Source organism: Actinomadura soli, from assembly GCF_005889715.1.
In the GTDB taxonomy this organism is placed as follows: Bacteria; Actinomycetota; Actinomycetes; order Streptosporangiales; family Streptosporangiaceae; genus Spirillospora; species Spirillospora soli.
In genome coordinates, this window is sequence record NZ_VCKW01000048.1 from 19334 (window position 1) to 40543 (window position 21210).

Below are 21210 nucleotides of genomic sequence, written 5' to 3' on the forward strand. Positions count from 1 at the left end.
ATCAGCCCGGCTCGGGCGCCGGTTCCGGTTCGGGCTCCGGACGCAGCGTCGCCGTCCGGAGCCCGGTGAGGGTCAGCGCCAGGGCCAGCGCGAGGACGGCGCTGACCGTCCCGTAGACGACGATGGCCGCGCCCGGCGCGAGGTAGCGGCCGAGGGCCCCGGCGCCCAGCGCCCCGACCGCGCCGCCGCCGGTCTCCTGCGCGGCCCACAGCGCGTTGACGCGTCCGAGATGGGAGTCAGGGGTGTGGGACTGGATCAGCCCGTACCGCAGGATCTCCTCGATCGACTGGGCGAACCCGTACGCGAAAAGGATCGCGACGGCCAGTGCCGGGTGACGGGCCAGGCCCAGGCAGCCGAGCGCCGCGAACCCCGTCACGGACGCGACGAGCAGCGCCATGCCGGGCGCCCGAACCGTCCCCGCCCACCCGCTCGTGACGGACGCGAGCACAGCGCCGCACGCGGGCGCCGCGAACAGCAGCCCGACCGTGGTGGCGCCGCCGTCCAGGCTGCGCGTCGCGAACGCGGGCATCAGCACCGGAATGCCGCCCGCGACCATGAACAGCAGCCCGAGCAGCATCAGCGACCCGACGACGCGGTGCGACGCGACGAACCGGAACCCGTCCGCGACGGCCTTCAGCGGGTTCGCGGGCTTGTCGTCCCCGAGATCGGGCCGGAGCGACGGCAGGCCGGTCAGCAGCGCGAGCGTGCCGATCGTCCCGGCCGCCGCCGCGGCGTAGTTCCAGCCGACGCCGAACGCCGACACCACGACGCCGCCGAGCGCCGGCGACGCCATCGACCCGAGCCGGACGGTCAGCGCGTTCAGCGCGCCCGCCGCGACCAGCTTGTCCGGTGCCACCAGCGCGGGCGTCGCGGCCAGCAGCGCGGTGACGCTGACGCCGGTCGCGAGCCCGTCCCACGCCGCGAGCACGTAGATGGCCGGGAGCCACGGCGACGGCAGGAACGCGTTCAGCGCCAGCAGGACGAACCCGATCCCGGCGGCCGTCCGGGCGTGCAGCATCAGCCGCCGCCGGTCGTACCGGTCGGCGAGCACCCCGCCCCACAGGAACCCGGCCAGGAGCGCGAACCCCTCCGCCGCGGACACCGCGCCGACGTGCACCGTCGACCCCGTCAGGCCGTAGACCTGCACGGGGACGCCGACCGCCAGCATCCCGATCCCGAACACCGAGACGGTGCGGGCGATGAACACGTTGCGGAAGGGCCGGCTGTCGCGCAGCGGGCCGACGTCCATCGCCAGGCGGCGGGCCAGTCGCCGGAGCATTCTCGGGGTTCTCCTCTGCCAGGGGAATGGCTAAGGTAAGCCTAGCCTTAGTTGGTCTTGGAAAAGAGGGCGTACCGGTGCAGCGCATGCTGATGAACGGAAAGATCCACCGTGCCACGGTCACCCAGGCGGACCTGCACTACGTGGGCTCGCTGACCATCGACGCGGATCTCATGGCCGCGGCGGACATCGTGGAGGGGGAGCAGGTCCACGTCGTCGACATCACGAACGGCTCCCGTCTGGTCACCTACGCCATCACCGGCGAGGCGGGCACCGGCGTCATCGGCATCAACGGCGCGGCGGCCCGCCAGGTCCAGCCCGGCGACCTGGTCATCATCATCACCTACACGGCCGTGGCGGAGGCCGACCGCCCCCGCCACCGGCCCCGCGTCGTCCACGTGGACGACGCCAACCGCATCGTCGCGCTCGGCTCCGACCCGGCCGAACCGGTGCCCGGCGCCCCGGCCCAGCTCGCCGGACGGTGAGCGGCCGATGACCGGTTCGATGAGCACGGAGGGCTTCGTTCCCTGGCCGGACGACTTCGAGGCCCGCTACAAGGCCGAAGGGTTCTGGGGCGACCGCGTCCTCGGCGACGTCCTGCGCGGTGACCCCGGCAAGACCGCCCTCGTGGCCGGCGCCGACCGCCTCACCTACGCCGAACTCGACGACCGCGCGTCCCGTGCCGCCGCCGGGTTCCTGCGCCTGGGCCTTCGCCGGGGTGACCGCGTCGTCGTCCAGCTCCCCAACACCACCGGCTTCGTGGTGACGTTCCTCGCCCTCGTCCGCATCGGCGCGGCGCCCGTCCTCGCGCTGCCCGCGCACCGCGAGAGCGAGATCCGCTACCTGTGCGAGCTGTCCGAGGCCCGCGCCTACGTCTGCGCCGACCGCGACGGCGACTTCGACTACCGCGCGATGGCCCGCACCCTCCCGGTCGAGTACGTGATCGTGGACGGCGACGCGCAGGACCTCACCGCGCTGTCCTCCGTCGACGCCGACCCGGTCGACCTTCCCCAGCCCGACCCGTCCGACGTGGGTGTGTTCCTCCTGTCCGGCGGGACCACGGGCCTGCCGAAGCTGATCCCCCGGACGCACCGCGACTACGTCTACAACCTGGAGGCCAGCGCCGAGGTCTGCGGGTTCACGTCCGCCACCGTCTACCTGGTCGTCCTGCCCGCCGCGCACAACTTCGCGCTCGCCTGCCCCGGCATCCTCGGTGTGTTCGCCAACGGCGGCACGGTCGTCCTCTCCCCGTCGGGCTCCCCGGACGACGCGTTCCCCCTCATCGAACGCGAACGCGCCACGGTCTGCGCGGCCGTCCCCCCGATCGCGCTCCTCTGGCTGGACGCCGTGACCTGGCAGGACGAGGACATCTCCTCCCTCGAGCTCCTCCAGGTGGGCGGCGCGAAGTTCGCCGCCGAACGCGCCGCCGAAGTGCCGGACGCCCTGGGCTGCCAGGTCCAGCAGGTCTTCGGCATGGCCGAGGGACTGCTCAACTACACCCGCCTGGACGACCCCCGCGACCTCGTGGAGCAGACGCAGGGCCGCCCGCTCTCACCCGCCGACGAGATCCGCGTCGTCGACGCCGACGGCGAGGACGTCGCGCCGGGCGAGACCGGGGAACTCCTCACCCGGGGCCCGTACACGCTCCGGGGCTACTACCGCGCCCCCGAGCACAACGCCCGCTCGTTCACCCCGGACGGCTTCTACCGGACGGGCGACCTCGTCCGCCGGCTCCCGTCCGGCCACCTGATCGTGGAGGGCCGCGAGAAGGACCAGATCAACCGGGGCGGCGACAAGATCTCGGCCGAGGAGCTGGAGAACCACCTGCTCGCGCACCCGGCCGTCCACGACGCCGCCGTCGTCGGGCTCCCCGACCCGGTGATGGGCGAGCGGACCTGCGCGTTCCTCATCGTCAGGGACGGTGAGAAGACCCCCGGCCTCCGCGAGATGAAGGACTTCCTCCGCGCCCGCGGCGTGGCCGCCTACAAGTTTCCCGACCGCCTCGAAACGACCGACGCCTTCCCCCGCACCCCGGTAGGCAAGATCAGCAAGAAGGCCCTGGCCGCCGCCGTCCGGTAAGCCCTGAGCGTCACGCGGGACCTTCCAGTACCCGCGGCCGATGCCGCGCCAGGAAGAGGCGCGATGGGATGCTGGTCGCGCAGGCCGCCGCCGCGTGGTGCCGGTGGACGGGCCTGCCCCGACCCGACCGCGACCAGGCGGCGGGCCGTGGCGCCGCTGCTCGCGGAGGGAGACGAGCGCCCGTGACACCCCGGGTGGTGCTTGCACCCGACTCGTTCAAGTCGACCCTCACGGCGGCGCGGGCCGCCGAGGCGATGGCCGAGGGCTTCCGGCGCGTGCGCCCCGACGTCGTGACCGAACGCCTGCCCCAGGCGGACGGCGGCGAGGGCACGCTCGACACGGTCCTGGCCGCGCGTACGGACGCGGCCGTCCGCACGACAACGGTGACCCTGCCCGGTGGCCCGCGCACAGCGCGCTGGCTCATGCTCGACGACGGCACCGCGATAGTGGAACTCGCCGATTGCTGCGGCCTGCCGCTGATCGGCACTGCCGACCCCGCGGGCGCCGACAGCGCCCCACTAGGCACCGTCCTTCGCGAGGCGCTCCGGGCGTCGGCCCGCAGGATCGTCGTAGGTCTCGGCGGGTCGGCCTCCACCGACGGCGGCGCCGGCTGCCTGCGCGAACTCGGCCTGCGAACGACCGGCCCGGACGACCGCGACGTCCCGCCCGGTGGCGCCGGGCTCGCCGTGGTGACCAGCGTCGACACCACAAACCTCCTGGCCCCTCCGCCGGACGGTGTCCTTCTCCTCTGCGACGTCGACGCACCCCTGTTCGGCCCGCGAGGCGCCGCCGCCGTCTTCGCCCCCCAGAAGGGCGCCGGTCCGGAGCTGGTGCGGTTCCTCGACAGCGCTCTCCGCAGGTGGGCGGACCTGGCGGGCGGTGCCCCGGACGCCCCTGGCGCGGGCGCCGCGGGCGGTATCGGGTACGGCCTGTCGTCGTACTGGAGGGCGACGATGACGTCCGGCGCCCGATACCTGTCCGAGCTGAGCGGCCTCCCGGGCCGCGTCCCCGGCGCGGCGCTCGTCGTGACGGGGGAAGGCCGCCACGACGAGCAGTCCTACACGGGCAAGGTCACGGGCCACGTCGTCCGGCTCGCGCAGCGACACCGCGTCCCAGCGGCCGTGATCGCCGGAGCCGTGGCCACCGAGCGCGCCGGCGTGACGATGGTCAGCCTCACCGACCTGGCCGGCTCGGAACGCGAGGCGATGGAGCGCCCCGAACACCACCTCCGCCGCGCCGCCGAACGGCTGGCCGCCGGGCTCACGGCATAACACCATGAGGGCGCCGGTCGCGCTCCAACTCGAGCTCTCCGTTCGCCGGACCTTAGGGGAGCGGGACGACGTGGGGAGCGATGCTGGTGAGTTTTTCGCAGGTCTCCTCGTATTCGCGTTCGGGGGTGGACGCGTCGACGATTCCGGCGCCGGCGCGGAGCCAGGCGCGGCCGTCGCGGTTGTAGAGGGCGCGCAGGACGAGCGCGGAGTCGAGCGCCCCGTCGTGGGAGACGGTGAGGACGGCGCCGGAGTACAGGCCGCGGTGCTCGTCCAGGCGGGTGATCGCGTCGATCGCCTCGGGCTTCGGGATGCCGGACGCGGTGACGCCGGGGAACAGGGCGTCGAGGGCGTCCCACGAGGTGCGGCCGGGGGCGAGGACGCCGCTGACGGTGGAGCCGAGGTGCTGGACGCTGCCGCGCTCCTTGACGGTCATGAACCCGGTGACCTGGACGGTCGCGGGGTCGCAGACCCGGTACAGCTCGTCCTGGGAGGTGCGGACGGAGACGGCGTGCTCGTAGATCTCCTTGGGGTCGGTCTCCAGGTCCTCGCGGCCCTCGGCGTCGGCGCCGGCGCCCAGGCCGAACGCGCGGGTGCCGGCGAGGGGCTGGGTCATGACGCGTCCGGCGGCGTCCACGCTCACGAGGACCTCGGGGCTGAAGCCGGTGGCCTGGAAGCCGCCCATGTCGAGCAGGAACGAGCGCGCCGGGGTGTTCGCGCGGCGGCCCTGGACGAACGTCGAGACGATGTCGACGGGGTAGGAGATGTCCAGCCGCCGCGAAACGATCACCTTCTGGTAGCGGCCGGCCTTGATCTCGGCGACGGCGTCGGCGACCTGCGCGCGGTACGCGGCGTCGCCGACACGGACGTCGACCGGTGCGGGGGTGCCCGCGGCGGGGGCGCCGGACTCCGCCTCGGCCAGCAGCAGCTTGGCGACCTGTTCGGTCTCGTGCGCGTCGACGCCGGTGATGCGGGCCCGGCCGTCCTCGGCGCGGACCTCGACGCGGGGGACGATCAGGTGCGCGAGCCGTCCCCGGGGGGAGGGCGCGGCGAACTCGAACGCGATCCAGCCGTAGGCGTTCCAGGCCGGGAGCGGGACGCCGGCGAACGCCTCGCGCAGCGCGTCGGCCGGACGTCCTTCCGTCCAGGGCCTGGTGACCGGTGGACGGTCGGGCCAGCGGGTGTGCACCCGGTCGGCGTCGAGGACGACCTCGCCGAGCAGGCCGCCGGCGAACGTCCACGAGCCGGGCCGCTCGTAGACGACGTGGTCGTCGAAGAGCCCCGATCCGGACAGCCGGGCCATCAGCGCGAGCGGGTCCGCGGTGTACTCGACGACCAGCTCGGCGGGGTTCGCGTCAGTGCGCAGAGCGAAGGACAAGGCAGCCAACTCCCTTTCGCGGGCCGGAACGGTCCCGAACTTAGGTAAGGCTAACCTTGTGGGATTTTCCTAGGCAAGGCTAACCTAACCGACGGCGGGATGAAGCCGACAACGGAGAGTTGAGCGTGCAGGAGCAGACGACGACGGCACGGCGACGCGAACTGATGCGGCGGATGATGGCGGAGGCCGGGCTCGGCCCGGACTCCGCCGGACTCGCCCCCCGGGGATCGGACGGGCCGGCGCCCCTGTCCTACGCGCAGCAGAGCATGTGGCTGCACCATCGGACGTTCCCGGACAGCCCCGCCTACAACGTCTGCCTCCTCATCCGCATGTCGGGGCCGCTCGACACCGGCGCGCTGCGCGAGGCGCTGCGCGGGCTGATCCGGCGCCATGCGGTCCTGCGCTCGGTGTACTCGGACGCGGAGGGCGGTCCCGTGCAGATCGTCACCGATGACGACGCGCTGGAGCTGACGCCGGTCGCCTGCGCCGACCCCGGCGCGCGGGCGGCGGAGCTGGCGGCGGTGCCGTTCGAGCTGCGCCGCGAGCGGCCGATCCGGCTCGAACTGCTCCGGCCGGACGGCGCGGACGAGCACGCACTGGTCCTCGTCGTGCACCACATCGCGTGGGACGGCATGACGTGGGGATCGCTGTCGCGCGACCTGTCGGCCCTCTACCGTGCGGCCGTCACGGGCGAGAAGGACGGGCTGCCTTCGCTGGACGTCCAGTACGCCGACTACGCCGAATGGGAGCAGCGGCGGCCCCTCGACGAGGACGACCTCGCCTACTGGCGCGAGCGGCTCGACCCGCCGCCCGCGCCGCTCGACCTGCCCGCCGACCGCGCGCGGGGCGCCGCCGTGTCCGAACGGGGCGGGCGGCGGGCGCGGCGCTTCGACGACGCCGTGACCGACGGGATGCGGAAGCTCGCCGCCGAGGAGAACCTCACCCCGTACATGGTGATGATGGCGGGCTACGCCGTCCTGCTGCACCGCTACACCGGCGCCGCCGACGTGGCGATCGGGTCGGCGGTGATGAACCGGGAGCACGCCGAGGTCGAGCGGCTCGTCGGCAACTTCGGCAACACGCTGGTGATGCGGACCGACCTGTCCGGCGCGCCGACGTTCCGGGAGGCGCTGCACCGCGTCGGCCGGACGGTCACCGGCGGCTTCGCGCACCAGTCGCCGCCCTACGACCGCATCGTCCAGGAACTCCGCCCGGCGCGGGGACGCGGACGGTCGGCGTTCTTCGACACCATGCTGCTGTTCCTCGCGCAGGAGATCGGCGAGCTGGACCTGCCCGGCATCACGTCGAGCTGGACGCACGTCCACAACGGCACCACGCATTTCGACCTGTCGCTGGAGGCGTTCGTCCGGCCGCAGGGCATGACGGTCGAGGCGACGTTCCGCCGCGAGCTGTTCGACGACGAGCGCATCGAGGCGCTGCTCGGCCATCTGGAGACGCTCCTCGGGGACGCCCTCGCGGACCCCGACCGTCCGATCGGCGCGCTCGAACTCATGGACGCGGACGAGCGCGCCCTGATCGAACGCGCGAACGCCACCGGACGCGACCTGCCGGACACGAGCGTCGTCGCGCTATTCGAGGAGCAGGCCGCGCGGACACCGGACGCCACGGCGGTCGAGGCGGGAGACCGGTCCCTCACGTACGCCGGGCTGGACGAACGGTCGTCCGCGCTCGCCGCGCACCTCCGGGCCAGGGGCGCCGGGCCGGAGGCCGTCGTCGCGCTGGCGCTGCCGCGCACCCCCGATCTGGCCGTCGCGCTGCTCGGCGTCCTGAAGTCGGGGGCCGCGTACCTGCCGCTCGACCTCGACCATCCCGCCGACCGGCTCGCCTACATGCTGGACGACGCCGCGCCGCTCTGCGCGATCGTCACGGACGAGACGGCGCGCCTGCTCCCCGCGACGGCGAACCTCCTGGTCATCGACGGCCCGCTGGAGGACGTCCCGGCGGAGCCGTCCCACGGGCCACGCGAGGACGACCTCGCCTACGTCATCTACACCTCGGGCTCGACCGGACGGCCCAAGGGCGTGGCCATCCCGCACGGCGCGCTGACGAACTTCCTCCTCACGACGCGCTCGCAGCTGAACCTCGGCCCGGCCGACCGGCTCGTTGCGGTGACGACGATCGCGTTCGACATCGCGGCGCTGGAGCTGTTCGCGCCGCTGATCAGCGGCGCGACCGTCGTCCTCGCCGGGAGGCGGACCGTCCGCGACCCGGCCGCGCTCGCCGCGCTGCTGGAGGGCGCGACCGTCGTGCAGGGCACCCCGTCGCTGCTCGGCACGCTCGACCCGGCCGCGCTGAAGGGGCTGCGGGTCCTCGCCGGCGGGGAGGCGCTGCCCGCCGCGCTCGCCGGGTCCCTGGAGGCGTCCGCGTCGCTCGCGACGAACATGTACGGGCCGACGGAGGCGACGATCTGGGCGACGTCCGCGGACCTGCCCGCGGCCGGCATCGGCGCGCCATTCTGGAACACCCGGGCGCACGTCCTGGACGCGGCGTTGCGGCCCGTCCCGCCGGGCGTTCCCGGCGAGCTGTACCTGGCGGGCGCGCAGCTCGCCCGCGGCTACGTCGGCCGCCCCGACCTGACCGCGGAGCGGTTCGTCGCCGACCCGTTCGGCCCGCCCGGATCCCGCATGTACCGGACGGGCGACCTCGCGCGCCGCGCCCGCGACGGGTCGATCGAGTACCTGGGCCGCACCGACGACCAGGTGAAGATCCGCGGGTTCCGGATCGAGCCGGCGGAGGCGCAGGCGGTGCTCGCCGCGCGGCCCGGCGTCGCGCAGGCGGCGGTCGTGGTCCGCGACGACCGGCTCGTCGGCTACTACGTGCCCGGCGGCGATGGTGTGGACGAGGCCGCGCTGCGCGACGCGCTCGCCCGGGCACTGCCCGAGTACATGGTGCCGTCCGCGCTCGTCGCCCTGGACGCGCTGCCCCGCACCGTCAACGGCAAGCTCGACCGCGCCGCGCTCCCCGCCCCCGAGGCCGAGGTGTCCGGACGGGTCCCGCGCGACGCCCGCGAGGCCGCGCTCTGCGCGATCTTCTCCGAGCTGCTCGGCGTCGACGGGATCGGCGTCGACGACGACTTCTTCGCGCTCGGCGGCCATTCGCTGCTGGCCACGCGCGTGGCGGCGAAGGCACGCGCCGTCCTCGGCGGGTCGCTGTCGATCGCGGACGTGTTCGAGGCGCCGACCGTGGCCGCGCTCGCGCCCCGGCTGGTCACCGCGGACACGGCGCGCGTCCGCGACGTGGCGCGGCCGGAGGTCGTCCCGGCGTCGGCGGCGCAGCGGGGGCTCTGGCTGGAGGAGCGGCTGCGCGGGCCGTCCGCCTCGTACGCGCTGCCGCTCGGCCTCCGGCTCCGCGGCCCGCTGGACGAGGCCGCGCTGGACGCCGCGTTCGCCGACGTCGTCGCCCGCCACGAGGCGCTGCGCACGCTGCTCGTCGAAGGGCCGGACGGGCTGCCCGTCCAGCGCGTCCTGGAACCGGACGTCCCCGTGAGCCTCGCCGTCGCGGGCACCGAAGGGGAGGCGACAGGGCACGTCTTCGACATCGGCCGCGACCTCCCGATCCGCGGCAGCCTGATCCGGAACGGCGACGAGGACCGGTCGCTGATCCTGCTCCTGCACCACGCCGCCGCGGACGAGTGGTCGTTCACGCCGCTGCTCGCCGACCTGGCGCGCGCCTACGAGGCCCGCCGGGACGGACGCGCACCCGATTGGGAGCCGCTGCCCGTCCAGTACGCCGACTACGCGGCCTGGCAGCGGGACGGCGCGCCCGACGCGTCCGGCCAGCTCGACTACTGGGGAGAGGCCCTGGCCGGGCTGCCGGAGGAGACCGTCCTGCCGTTCGACCGGCCGCGTCCGGCGGAGGCGAGCCACCGCGGCGGGCTCGTCCCGTTCCGGCTCCGGGCCGCCGGGGCGCGGCGGCTCGCCCGCGACACCGGGACCAGCGTGTTCATGGTGCTGCACGCCGCCGTCGCCGCGCTGCTCCAGCGGTCCGGCGCGGGGGACGACGTGGCCGTAGGGTCGCCCATCGCGGGACGCCCCGACGAGGACCTCGCCGGCCTGGTCGGCGTGTTCGTCAACCCGCTCGTGCTGCGCACCGACCTGTCCGGCGACCCGTCGTTCGCCGAGCTGCTCGACCGGGTGCGCGCCGCCGACCTCGCCGCGTTCTCGCACGCCGACGTCCCGTTCGAGCGGGTCGTGGACCGGCTCGCCCCCGAGCGGTCGCTGGCCCGCAGCCCGCTGTTCCAGGTGATGATCGTCCACCAGCGGCTGGACGACGTGCGCCTCGCGCTGCCGGGCGTGCGCGCGGAGCCGTTCCTGCCGGAGACCGGCGGCGTCAAGTTCGACCTCGACGTGTACTTCGCCGAAGGCGACGAGGAGATCGAAGGGTTCGCCGCGTACGCGACCGACCTCTTCGACGCCGCGACCGTCGAGCGGCTCCTGGACGGCCTCGACGACCTCCTCACCCATGTCACCACCGACCCGCGGCGGAAGCTGTCGTCGCTCGGCGCCGCCGTCGAGCACCCCGACACCGCGCGCGAGTTCCCCGTCCGGACGGTCGCCGCCCTCATCGAGGAGCAGGCCGCGCGGACGCCCGCCGCGACCGCCGTGGTCTTCGGCGGCACCGCCCTGACCTACGCCGACCTCGACCGCCGCGCCGAGGCGCTCGCCGACCGGCTGGCCGCCGCCGGCGCCGGGCCCGAGCAGGTCGTCGCGCTGGCGCTGCCGCGCTCGGACGAGTTCGCGGTCGCGCTGCTCGCCGTCCTCAAGACGGGTGCCGCCTACCTGCCGATCGACCTGGCCTACCCGCCCGCGCGCGTGGACGCGATGCTGGACGCCGTCCGCCCCCTCCTCGTCCTCGGCCGGGACGAGCCGCCCGTGGACGCGCCGCCCCGCGAACGTCCCGGCGTCCATCCGGAGCACCCGTCATACGTGATCTTCACGTCCGGGTCGACCGGGACGCCGAAGGCCGTCGCGGGCACGCAGCGCGCCCTCGCGAACCGGCTCGCGTGGGGCGCCGGCCTCGCCGCGCCCGGCGGCGTCCGTGTCGCGAAGAGCTCGCCCGCGTTCATCGACGGCACGACCGAGCTGCTCGGCGGCCTCGTCGCCGGGGACACCGTCGTCATCGCCGACGACGCGACCGCCACCGACGCCGTCGCGCTCGCCGAGTTCATCGAACGGCACGACGCCCGCCTCGTCACGCTCGTCCCGAGCCTGCTCGCCGCGCTCGTGGAGAACGGGCTGCCCGCCTCGGTCACCACCTGGATCAGCAGCGGTGAGGCCCTGCCCGCCGCGCTGGCCGAGCGCGTCCCGGCCCGGCTCGTCAACCTCTACGGATGCTCCGAGGCCGCGGGGGACAGCCTTGTCGAAGAGGACGGCGGGCTGTTCCCCATCGCCAACACCCGCGCGCACGTCCTGGACTCCGCGCTCCGCGAGGTCCCCGTGGGCGAGCTGTACCTCGCGGGCGACGGGCTCGCGCGCGGCTACCTCGGGGACCCGGCCCGCACCGCCGAGCGGTTCGTCGCGAACCCGTTCGGCCGGCCCGGCTCCCGCCTCTACCGCACCGGCGACCGCGTGCGGCGCCGCCCGGGCGGCGGGCTCGACTTCCTCGGCCGCGCCGACGAGCAGATCAAGATCCGCGGCTTCCGGATCGAGCCGGGCGAGGTCGAGGCCGCGCTCGCCGCGCAGCCCGGGGTCAGGCGGGCCGCCGTCGCCGCGCACGGGTCGCGGCTCGCCGGCTATGTCGCGGGGGACGTCGACGCCGACGATCTCCGCGACCGGCTGCGCGCGCTGCTGCCCGACTATCTCGTCCCGGCGGAGCTGGTCGTCCTGGACGAGCTGCCCCTCAACCCGAACGGCAAGGTCGACCGCCGCGCGCTGCCCGACCCGGGCCGCCCCGGCGCTGGACGCGCGCCCGCCACCGAGCCGGAGCGCGTCCTCGCCCGCCTCGCCGCGACCGTCCTCGGACGCGACGCGGTGGGCGCCGACGACGACTTCTTCCGCACCGGCGGCGACAGCATCAGCGCGGCGCTCCTCGTCGCCCGCGCCCGCCGCGCCGGGCTGTCCTTCACCGTCCGCGACGTGTTCAGGCTGCGCACCGTCGAGGCGCTCGCGGCGACGGCCGCGCCCGCCGTCGCCGCTCCCGCCCAGGCGGCGGACCAGGCCGGCGAACTGCCGCTCTCGCCGCTCCAGGAAGGGCTGCTGTTCCACCTGATGCTGGCCGGGGAAGGCCGCGACATCTACGTGCAGCAGGCCGTGGTGACGCTGTCCGGGCCGGTCGACCCGGCGCGGATGGCGGACGCGGTGCGCGCCGTCCTGGAGAAGTACCCCAACCTCCGGGCCGGGTTCCGGACGGACGGCGACCGCGCCGTCCAGTTCGTCCCGGACGCCTTCGACACCCCATGGACGCACGCCCGCGTCGCCCCGGACGACCTCGACGCGTTCGTCGACGCGCAGCGCGCCGAGCCGTTCGACCCGGGTGAGCCGCCGCTGATCCGGTTCGCGCTCGCCACCCTCGCGGCCGGCGACCACCGCCTGATCCTCACCTCCGAGCTGATCCTGCTGGACGGCTGGTCGGGCGGCCTCCTCGTCACCTCGCTGCTCGACTCCTACACCGACGCCGCCGCCGAGGCGGCCCGTCCCGTCCCGCCGTTCCGCGCGTTCCTGGACTGGGTGAACGGCCGCGACAAGGCCGCCGCCGTGGACGCGTGGCGCCGCGCGCTCGGCGGCTTCGACGAACCGGCCCTCGTCCGGCCCGGCCTGGTCGACCGGCCGGCCGACCTCGCGACGGCGGGGGAGGTGCACCGCGCGCTGCCACCCGGCCTGCCCGGCCGCCTGGACGCCGTCGCCCGCGAGCACGGCGTCACGCCCGGCACCCTGTTCGAGACCGCGTGGGGCCTGGTCCTGATGGGCCTGACCGGACGCGACGACGTCGTCTTCGGCGCCTCCGTCTCCGGCCGCCACCCGGACGTCGACGGCGTCGACGCCATGGTCGGGCTGCTGTTCAACACCATCCCCGTCCGCGTTCAGGCCGGACCGGCGGACCCGCTCACCGCCGTGCTCGACCGCGTCCAGACCGCCCAGTCGGAGCTGTTCGACCACTCCTTCGTCGCGCTCGCCGACGTCCAGCGCGCCACCGGCCTCGGGACGCTCTTCGACACGCTGTTCGTCTTCCAGAACTTCCCCGGCATGCCGACCGGCCGCGGCTTCGGCCCGGACGGCGCCCTCCGCGTCCGCGGCCGCGAGGTCCGCGACGCCACCCACTACCCGATCACGATGGTCGTCGAGCCGGGCGCCGGGCTGCGCGTGATGTACCGGGGCGACGCGTTCACCGAGGCCGAGGCCGAGCGGATCACCGACCGGTACGTCCGGGTCCTGCGGACGCTCGCGGAGTCGCCCGGGATGCCGTGCCACCGCCTCGACCTGCTCGTCCCGGACGAGCACGACCGGCTGCGCCGCGACTGGGCGGACGCGCGACGTCCCGTCCCCGAACTGACCGTCGCGGAACTGCTCGCCGAACGCGCCGCGGAGCAGCCCGGCGCCCTGGCGCTCGTCTCGCTCCCCGATGTCCGCCTCACCTACGGCGAGCTGAACGCCGAGGTCAACCGGCTCGCCCGGCTGCTCATCGCCAACGGCGCGGGCCCGGAGCGGGTCGTCGCGCTCGCGCTGCCCCGCTCCGCGCAGATGGTCGTCGCGCTGTTCGCCGTCCTGCGGACGGGCGCCGCCTACCTGCCCCTCGAACTCGACTATCCGGCCGAGCGCCTCGACTACATGCTCCAGGACGCCGCCCCCACCTGCCTGCTCTCGCACCGCGACATCGCCGCAGGTCTGACCCACTCCGGCGTCACCCTCGCGCTGGACGACCCCGAGGTGGCGCGCACGCTCGCCGCCCTGCCCGGCACCGACCTGGCCCCGGACGAGTTGCCCGGCTTCGCCCCGGGCACGCCGGGCCGCCTCGACCACCCCGCCTACGTCATCTACACCTCGGGCTCCACCGGACGTCCCAAGGGCGTGGTCACCCCGTATCGCGGTCTGACCAACATGCAGTTCAACCACCGCGCCAACATCTTCGATCCGGTCGTGGAGTCCGCGGGCCGACGGCTCCGGATCGCGCACACCGTCTCGTTCTCCTTCGACATGTCGTGGGAGGAGCTGCTCTGGCTCATCGAGGGCCACGAGGTGCACGTCTGCGACGAGGACCTGCGCCGCGACGCCGAAGCGCTTACCGCCTACCTGCGGCAGCACCGCATCGACGTCATCAACGTGACGCCGACCTATGCTCAGCAGCTGCTCGACGAGGGACTCCTCAATGGGGAACACCGACCGCCGCTCGTCCTGCTCGGCGGCGAGGCCGTCCCGACCTCCGTCTGGGACCGGCTCGCGCAGGCCGACGGCGTCCTCGGCTACAACCTGTACGGCCCGACCGAGTACACGATCAACACGCTCGGCGGCGGCACCGAGGACAGCGCCACCCCGACCGTCGGCAAGCCGATCTGGAACACCCGCGGCTACGTCCTGGACGGATGGCTGCGCCCCGTCCCGCCCGGCGCCCCCGGAGAGCTGTACATCGCGGGCGACGGACTGGCCCGCGGCTACCTCGGCCGCGCCGACCTGACCGCCGAGCGCTTCGTCGCCGACCCGTTCTGCGCCGACCCGAGCAGTGGCGGCCGCATGTACCGGACGGGCGACCTCGTCCGGGTCCGCGCGGACGGGAACATCGACTTCCTCGGCCGCACCGACGACCAGGTCAAGATCCGCGGCTACCGGGTCGAGCTGGAGGAGATCGAGACCGCGCTCGCCGCCGAACCCGGCGTCGGGCAGGCCGCGGTCGTCGCCGCCGACACCGACGTCCCCGGCGTGAAGCGGCTCGTCGGCTGCGTCGTCCCGGACGGGACGCGCGAAGGCGCCGCCGACGAGCAGCTCGCCGAATGGCGGCAGATCTACGACGCCGAGTACACCGAGGTCGGGACCGTCGTCCATCACGAGGAGTTCGCCGGCTGGAACAGCAGCTATGACGGCGAGCCCATCCCACTGGACCACATGCGCGAATGGCGCGCGACGACCCTCGACCGCATCCGGGCGCTCCGGCCCCGCCGCGTCCTTGAGATCGGGGTGGGGGCAGGACTCATCCTGACCCGCCTCGCGCCCGAGACCGACGAGTACTGGGGCACCGACTTCTCCGAGCCCGTCATCGCCAAACTCCGGCAGGACCTCGGGCCGGACTCGCGCGTCCGGCTGAGCTGCCGGCCCGCGCACGACACGGGCGGGCTGCCCGAGGCGTACTACGACACCATCGTGATCAACTCGGTGGTGCAGTACTTCCCCGGGGCCGCCTACCTCCAGGACGTCATCGCCAAGGCGATGCGGCTCCTCGCACCCGGCGGGGCATTGTTCATCGGCGACGTCCGCGACCTGCGAACGGTCCGCGCCTTGCACGCCGCGATCCAGCACGGACGCGGCGGCGGCGACCTGGACGCCGTCGAGCGCGCCGTCCGCATGGAGAAGGAACTGCTCCTCGACCCCGCGTTCTTCGCGGCCCTGGACGGCCCTGCGCGCGTGGACGTCCTGATCAAGCGCGGCACGCACCACAACGAGCTGACCCGCCACCGCTACGACGCCGTCCTCCACAAGGACGCCGCCCCCGCCCCCGACACGCCGGTCATCGACTGGAGCACCCTGGACGACCTGACCGACAGGCCGCCCGGCCCGCTGCGTGTCAGGGGCATCCCCGACGCGCGGCTGACCGGCGAGATGGCCGCCCTGCACGCCCTCCAGAACGGCACACCACCCGACGCGACCGAAGGCGTCGAGCCGGAGACGCTGCACGCGCTGTTCCCGGACGTGGTGCTCACCCCGTCCGGGACGGCCGGTTGCTACGACGCGGTGTTCGGCGGGGGAGCGGCCTGCCTTCCGGCCGAGCCCGGACGCGCGCCCGCCTCCTACGCGAACAACCCGGTCGCCGCCCGCGACCACGGCGTGCTGGCGGCCCGGGTCCGGGAGGCGCTGAAGGGACGCCTCCCCGGCTACATGGTGCCGAGCGCGATCATGACGCTGGACGCGCTGCCGCTGACCGTGAACGGCAAGCTCGACCGGCGCGCCCTCCCCGACCCCGGTCAGGACGGGCCGCGCCGCGCCGGGCGGGCGCCCCGCACGCCCGTCGAGCGGCTCCTGTGCACGCTGTTCGCCGAGGTCCTGGATGTGCCCGGGGCGGGCGTCGACGACGACTTCTTCGACCTCGGCGGCCACTCCCTCCTCGCGACCCGGCTCGTCGGACGCGCCCGCGCGGTGCTCGGCGCCGAGCTGGCGATCCGCGACCTGTTCGAGGCGCCGACCGTCGCGGAACTCGCCGAACGCGTCCACCGCAACGCCGCCGCCGGGGCCCGGCCCGTCCTGGAGCCGAAGGAGCGGCCGGACCGCGTTCCGCTGTCGTCCGCGCAGCGCCGCCTGTGGATGCTCGACCAGCTCCTCCGCGAGGACGACGGGCCGCGCGGCGCGTACCATCTGCCGCTGGCCGTCCGGCTCCGCGGCGACCTCGACCGCGCGGCGCTCGAAGCCGCGATCGGCGACGTCACCGCCAGGCACGAGAGCCTCCGCACCGTGTTCCCCGAGCACGACGGCGTCCCTTACCAGCGGATTCTCGCGCCGGATGAGGCGCGTCCCGTCCTGGAGGTGGCGACGTGCCCGCCGCAGGACGTCATCGCCCGGCCGTTCGACCTCGCCAAGGACATCCCGCTGCGGGTAGCGGTGTTCCCCGAGGGGGAGCGCGAGCACCTGCTGCTCGCCGTCTTCCACCACATCGCGTTCGACGAGTGGTCGTTCGGGCCGTTCGCCCGCGACGTCGCCGAGGCGTACACGGCGCGCCTGGACGGGAAGGCCCCCGGCTGGGAGGCGCCGCCCGTCCAGTACGCCGACCACGCGCTGTGGCAGAGCGAGCTGCTCGGCGACCCGCTCGACCCCGGCAGCGTCCACGCCCGGCAGCTCGGCCACTGGGCGCGGGCCCTCGCCGGCCTGCCCGAGGAGATCCCGCTGCCCGCGGACAGGCCGCGCCCCGGCACCACCGGGCAGCGCGGCGGCACCCTGACCGCCGATTTCCCGCCCGGCCTGACGCGGCGGCTGCGCCAGGTCGCGCGCGACGCGAACGCCAGCATGTTCATGGTCTGCCAGGCCGCCGTCGCCGCCCTGCTGCACCGCACGGGCGCGGGCGACGACGTCCCGCTCGGCAGCCCCGTCGCCGGACGCACCGAGGAGGCCGCGCGGGACCTCGTCGGCTTCTTCGTCAACACGCTCGTGCTGCGCGCCGACGTGTCCGGCGACCCCGCGTTCGCCGAGCTGCTCGGCCGCGTCCGGGAGGCCGATCTCGCCGGGCTCGCCAACCAGGACCTGCCGTTCGAGGCGGTCGTCGAGGCGCTGCGCCCCCGCCGCGTGCCCGGCCGCAACCCGCTGTTCCAGGTGATGGTCGGCTACGAGAACCAGGGCGCGGGCGACGTGCGGTTCCCCGGACTGGAGCAGCGGGAGGCGCTGTTCGGCCCGGGCGCGGCGAAGTTCGACATCGACTTCATCTTCCGCGAGGGCGCCGGCGAGGACGGCCTCCGGCTGATCGTCGACTACTCCGCCGACATGTTCGACCGGGACACGATCGCCGCCCTGGCCGACGGCCTCCTCGCGCTGATGGACGCCGTCGCCGCGGACCCGGGCGTGAGGGTGAGCGCCCTGCCCGCCCCGCTGACGCCCGCCGTGCCGGCCGCTCGCGCCGCCACGCCCGAGGCGGCGGCGCCGGCGGCGCGGACCGGGGACGACGACCGGGAGGCGGTCCTGTGCCGCATCTTCGCGGAGGAGCTCGGCGTCGCCGAGGTCGGCCCGGACGACGACTTCTTCGATCTCGGCGGCCATTCGCTGCTCGCCATGAAGCTCGTCCGGCGGATCAGGAGGGAGCCCGGATGCGAGTCCGTGAAGATCGCGGCCCTGATGACCGCGCCCACGGTGGCGGGCCTGCTGGCCCGGATGAGGTGAGAAGGCCCATATATGCCGACCCATTGCACAGTTAGGTGAGCCTAACCTAAGATCTCGGTCGATAACCCCGGAATTCTGGAAGGACACCGGTCCTCAATGCGCACCATTATGCGGCGAATGGCGGTCACCGCCGCGCTCGTCCTGAGCCTGGGAACGGCCGCCGCGTGCGGCGACGACGAACCCGCGGACAACACCTCGGGCGCCGAGGCGGGGGCCGGGGCGTTCCCGGTCACGATCACCCACAAGCTCGGCACCGCCAAGATCGACTCCGCGCCGAAGCGGATCGTCGCGCTCGGCGAGGTCGACCAGGACGCGCTGCTCGCCCTCGGCGTCACGCCCGTCGGCATGGCCGAGCTGACCGGCGTCCAGCCCGACGGCCTCGCCCCCTGGAGCGCGCCCAGGCTCACCGGCGAGAAGCCCAAGCTGCTCAAGGCCGGGGAGGCCGGGTTCAACCTGGAGGAGATCGCGGCGCTGCGCCCCGACCTCATCCTCGCCGCCGGCGACTTCTACATCGACAAGGAGTACGGCAAGCTCTCCAAGCTCGCCCCGACCGTCGCGTACCAGACCGGGCCCGCCGAGGACGCCTGGCAGCAGATCACCATGCAGGTCGCCAAGGCCGTCGGCAAGTCCGACGAGGGCGGCGCCCTGGTCGGGAGGCTCGACACCAGCCTCGCCGCAGTGAAGACCCAGCACCCCGAGCTGAACGGCAAGGGGTTCGCGTTCACCAGTATGTTCCCGAACGGGAACATCGGCGTGATGAAGGCCGACGGCGACACCAGCGTCAAGCTGCTCAAGCAGTTCGGCATGGTGCTGCCCGAGCCCCTGAAGAAGCTGCCCGGTGAGGGCTTCGCCGCCGAGCTGAGCATGGAGAAGATCTCCGTCCTTGACGTGGACGTCCTGCTCAGCCACTACAACGACGACCCGGCCACGCAGAAGAAGATCGAGGGCAACAAGCTCTTCGCCGACCTCGCCGTCGTCAAGCGCGGCTCGTACGTGGCGCTCGACCTGAAGTCGTTCTGGCCGCTGCGCACCCCGACCCCGCTGTCGGTCCCGTACGTCATCGAGCAGATCGTCCCGAAGATCGCCAAGGCCGCCGCGGCGAAGCCCGCCTGAGGCCCGCCAGATGCCGGAGGAGCGCATGCAGACCCCCGTCCATGACGTGGTGGGCATCGGGTTCGGCCCGTCCAACCTGGCGCTCGCGGTCGCGCTCGACGAGGCGGACCGCGTCGCCGGGAAGGACGGCGGAGGCGGCGCGTCCGCGGACGCCGTGTTCTTCGAGAAGCAGCCGGAGTTCGGCTGGCACCGGGGCATGCTCATCGACGGCGCCACCATGCAGGTCCACTTCCTCAAGGACCTGGTGACGCTGCGCAACCCCGCCAGCCCGTACTCGTTCCTGGCCTACCTGCACGCCAGGGGCCGCCTCGTCGACTTCGTCAACCACAAGACGATGTTCCCGACGCGGGTGGAGTTCCACGACTACCTCGAATGGACGGCCGCCGCGTTCGCCGACCGGGTCCGCTACCGCTCCGAAGTGGTCGCCATGCGCCCGCACGACGACGAGACGCTCGAGGTCGTCGTGCGGCGCGACGACGAGCTGGAGACGCACCTGACCCGCAACGCCGTCATCGGCGCCGGGCTGGAGCCCGTCCTGCCGGAGGGCGTCCGGCAGGGCGAGCGGATCTGGCACACCGAGGACCTGCTCACCCGCCTCGCCGAGCGGCCGGGCTGGACCCCGAAGCGGCTCGTCGTCGTCGGCGCCGGGCAGAGCGCCGCCGAAGCCGTCGAGTACCTGCACCGCACCTTCGCCGGCGCCGAGGTGTGCGCCGTCTTCGCCCGGTACGGGTACTCGCCCGCCGACGACAGCTCGTTCGCCAACCGCATCTTCGACCCCGAGGCCGTCGACCACTACTACGACGCCCCCGACGACGTGAAGCGGATGCTGTTCGACTACTCGCGCAACACCAACTACTCGGTGGTGGACCTCGACCTCATCGACGAGCTGTACCGGCGCTCCTACGCCGAGAAGGTCGCGGGGGCCGAACGGCTCCGCATCCTCAATGTCTCGCGCATCGTGGACGTCCGGGAGGAGCCCGGGGGAGTGCGGGCGCGGGTCCGGTTCATGCCGACCGGCGATGTGCGCGACGTGGACGCCGACGCGATCGTCTACGCCACCGGCTACCGCGAGCGCGACCCGTTCGACCTGCTCGGCGAGGCGGCGCCGCTCTGCCAGACCGGGCCGGACGGGCGTCCGGTCATGGAGCGCGACTACCGCGTCGCCACCCAGCCCGGCCCGCGCTGGGGCGTCTACCTGCAGGGCGCCACCGAGCACAGCCACGGCATCGCGTCGTCGCTGCTGTCCATGACGGCCGTGCGCACCGGGGAGATCGTCCGCTCCATCGCCCGCCGCTCCGTCCCCGTCGCCCAGGAGGCGTGAGATGACCAACCCGTTCGACGACCCCGAAGGGACGTTCCTCGTCCTCGTCAACGACGAGGGCCAGCACTCCCTGTGGCCCGGGTTCGCCGACGTCCCCGCCGGCTGGACGACCGCCTTCGGCCCCGCGTCCCGGCCCGACTGCCTCGGCTACGTCACCGCGAACTGGACCGATCTGCGCCCGCGCAGCCTCACCACCTGACGCCCGCGGCGGCGCGCGGGCCGACCCGCGCACTGGTCCCGGGGAAGCCGCGCCGGGACGTCCTCCCAGGTAGACCACTATTACGGCCGGTCGTGTGACATTTCGCGGCAGGCGGGCGCTGTAGGAGTTGGGAGCCGGAGAGCGACGCCGCCGGCGGGCCGTGCAGGAGGGGGGCCCGCTCGGCGGGGTCGGGCTCACCGGCCGCAGCCGGCGGGCTGGACGGTCCCGCGGTGCCGGGGCGGACGCCGCGGGACCGTCCCGCCCGCCGGCCGGGGCTCATGGTCATGGCAGGCATCAGGCCGCTGACCAGCCCCTTTCCTTCACTTATGCGCAGCCCTCTTCCGCGGCTCACGCATGCCCGCCGACCAGCACCGGTGGCAACGCAATAAACGGGTTCTGGTCGTTGCTACCGATGACGGGGAAGATGATCGGTAGTGGGCGGGAGTGACGGACGAGGCGGGAGGCGCTTTGATCCGGTCCGAAGCGGCCGCGGCCGGCCCTGAGAACACCGGTCCAGGGGAGGCCGGTGCGGGGGAGAGCGGCACGGGGG

At 74.0% G+C, this 21210-nt stretch carries 10 protein-coding genes; 7 read left to right on the forward strand and 3 right to left on the reverse strand.

From position 1 onward, the window contains the following. Window position 1: 1 nt before the first annotated feature. On the reverse strand, window positions 2–1279 hold the full coding sequence (gene entS / locus ETD83_RS12190; protein WP_138645208.1) for an enterobactin transporter EntS: 1278 nt from the start codon (window positions 1277–1279) through the stop codon (window positions 2–4). Between the two features lie 77 nt (window positions 1280–1356). On the opposite strand from entS, the gene panD reads away from it, so the two are divergent. The 3 genes from panD (at window position 1357) to ETD83_RS12205 (ending at window position 4629) form a co-directional block, all read left to right on the forward strand. After that, window positions 1357–1764 (forward strand): aspartate 1-decarboxylase, encoded by a 408-nt coding sequence (gene panD / locus ETD83_RS12195; protein WP_138645209.1) that lies wholly within the window; start codon window positions 1357–1359, stop codon window positions 1762–1764. 19 nt (window positions 1765–1783) lie between these two features. Next, window positions 1784–3358 carry a (2,3-dihydroxybenzoyl)adenylate synthase gene (locus ETD83_RS12200; protein WP_230420846.1) on the forward strand — a complete coding sequence of 525 codons (1575 nt, stop codon included), beginning with the start codon at window positions 1784–1786 and terminating at the stop codon, window positions 3356–3358. A 197-nt stretch (window positions 3359–3555) separates the two neighbouring features. Next, complete coding sequence (locus tag ETD83_RS12205; protein ID WP_205717613.1) at window positions 3556–4629, forward strand: glycerate kinase family protein; 1074 nt, start codon at window positions 3556–3558, stop codon at window positions 4627–4629. Window positions 4630–4681: 52 nt separating this feature from the next. Here the strand turns inward: ETD83_RS12205 and ETD83_RS12210 are convergent, their stop codons facing one another. Then, window positions 4682–6004, reverse strand: coding sequence for a salicylate synthase (locus ETD83_RS12210; RefSeq protein WP_230420847.1), 1323 nt, complete (start codon window positions 6002–6004; stop codon window positions 4682–4684). A 125-nt stretch (window positions 6005–6129) separates the two neighbouring features. Between ETD83_RS12210 and ETD83_RS12215 the strand changes: the two genes are divergently transcribed. From ETD83_RS12215 to ETD83_RS12230, 4 genes are all read left to right on the forward strand, one after another. Next, window positions 6130–18027, forward strand: coding sequence for a non-ribosomal peptide synthetase (locus tag ETD83_RS12215; protein WP_138645212.1), 11898 nt, complete (start codon window positions 6130–6132; stop codon window positions 18025–18027). A 117-nt stretch (window positions 18028–18144) separates the two neighbouring features. Then, a complete protein-coding gene (locus tag ETD83_RS12220; RefSeq protein WP_205717614.1) occupies window positions 18145–19140 on the forward strand; it encodes an iron-siderophore ABC transporter substrate-binding protein in 996 nt (331 codons plus the stop codon). A 25-nt stretch (window positions 19141–19165) separates the two neighbouring features. Continuing rightward, window positions 19166–20461, forward strand: a complete 1296-nt coding sequence (locus ETD83_RS12225) for a lysine N(6)-hydroxylase/L-ornithine N(5)-oxygenase family protein (RefSeq protein WP_205717615.1) — start codon at window positions 19166–19168, stop codon at window positions 20459–20461. A gap of 1 nt (window position 20462) precedes the next feature. Then, complete coding sequence (locus ETD83_RS12230) at window positions 20463–20660, forward strand: MbtH family protein (protein ID WP_138645214.1); 198 nt, start codon at window positions 20463–20465, stop codon at window positions 20658–20660. A gap of 348 nt (window positions 20661–21008) precedes the next feature. Here the strand turns inward: ETD83_RS12230 and ETD83_RS43620 are convergent. Then, window positions 21009–21210 (reverse strand): hypothetical protein (locus ETD83_RS43620; protein ID WP_205717616.1); only part of this gene is annotated, 202 nt, incomplete at its 5' end.

Bases quoted from the DNA above. Each gene is read 5' to 3' on its own strand.
- entS (WP_138645208.1), bottom strand. From the start codon at position 1,279: ATGCTCCGGCGACTGGCCCGCCGCCTGGCGATGGACGTCGGCCCGCTG.
- ETD83_RS12200 (WP_230420846.1), top strand. From the start codon at position 1,784: ATGAGCACGGAGGGCTTCGTTCCCTGGCCGGACGACTTCGAGGCCCGC.
- ETD83_RS12230 (WP_138645214.1), top strand. From the start codon at position 20,463: ATGACCAACCCGTTCGACGACCCCGAAGGGACGTTCCTCGTCCTCGTC.
- ETD83_RS12225 (WP_205717615.1), top strand. From the start codon at position 19,166: ATGCAGACCCCCGTCCATGACGTGGTGGGCATCGGGTTCGGCCCGTCC.
- ETD83_RS12220 (WP_205717614.1), top strand. From the start codon at position 18,145: ATGGCGGTCACCGCCGCGCTCGTCCTGAGCCTGGGAACGGCCGCCGCG.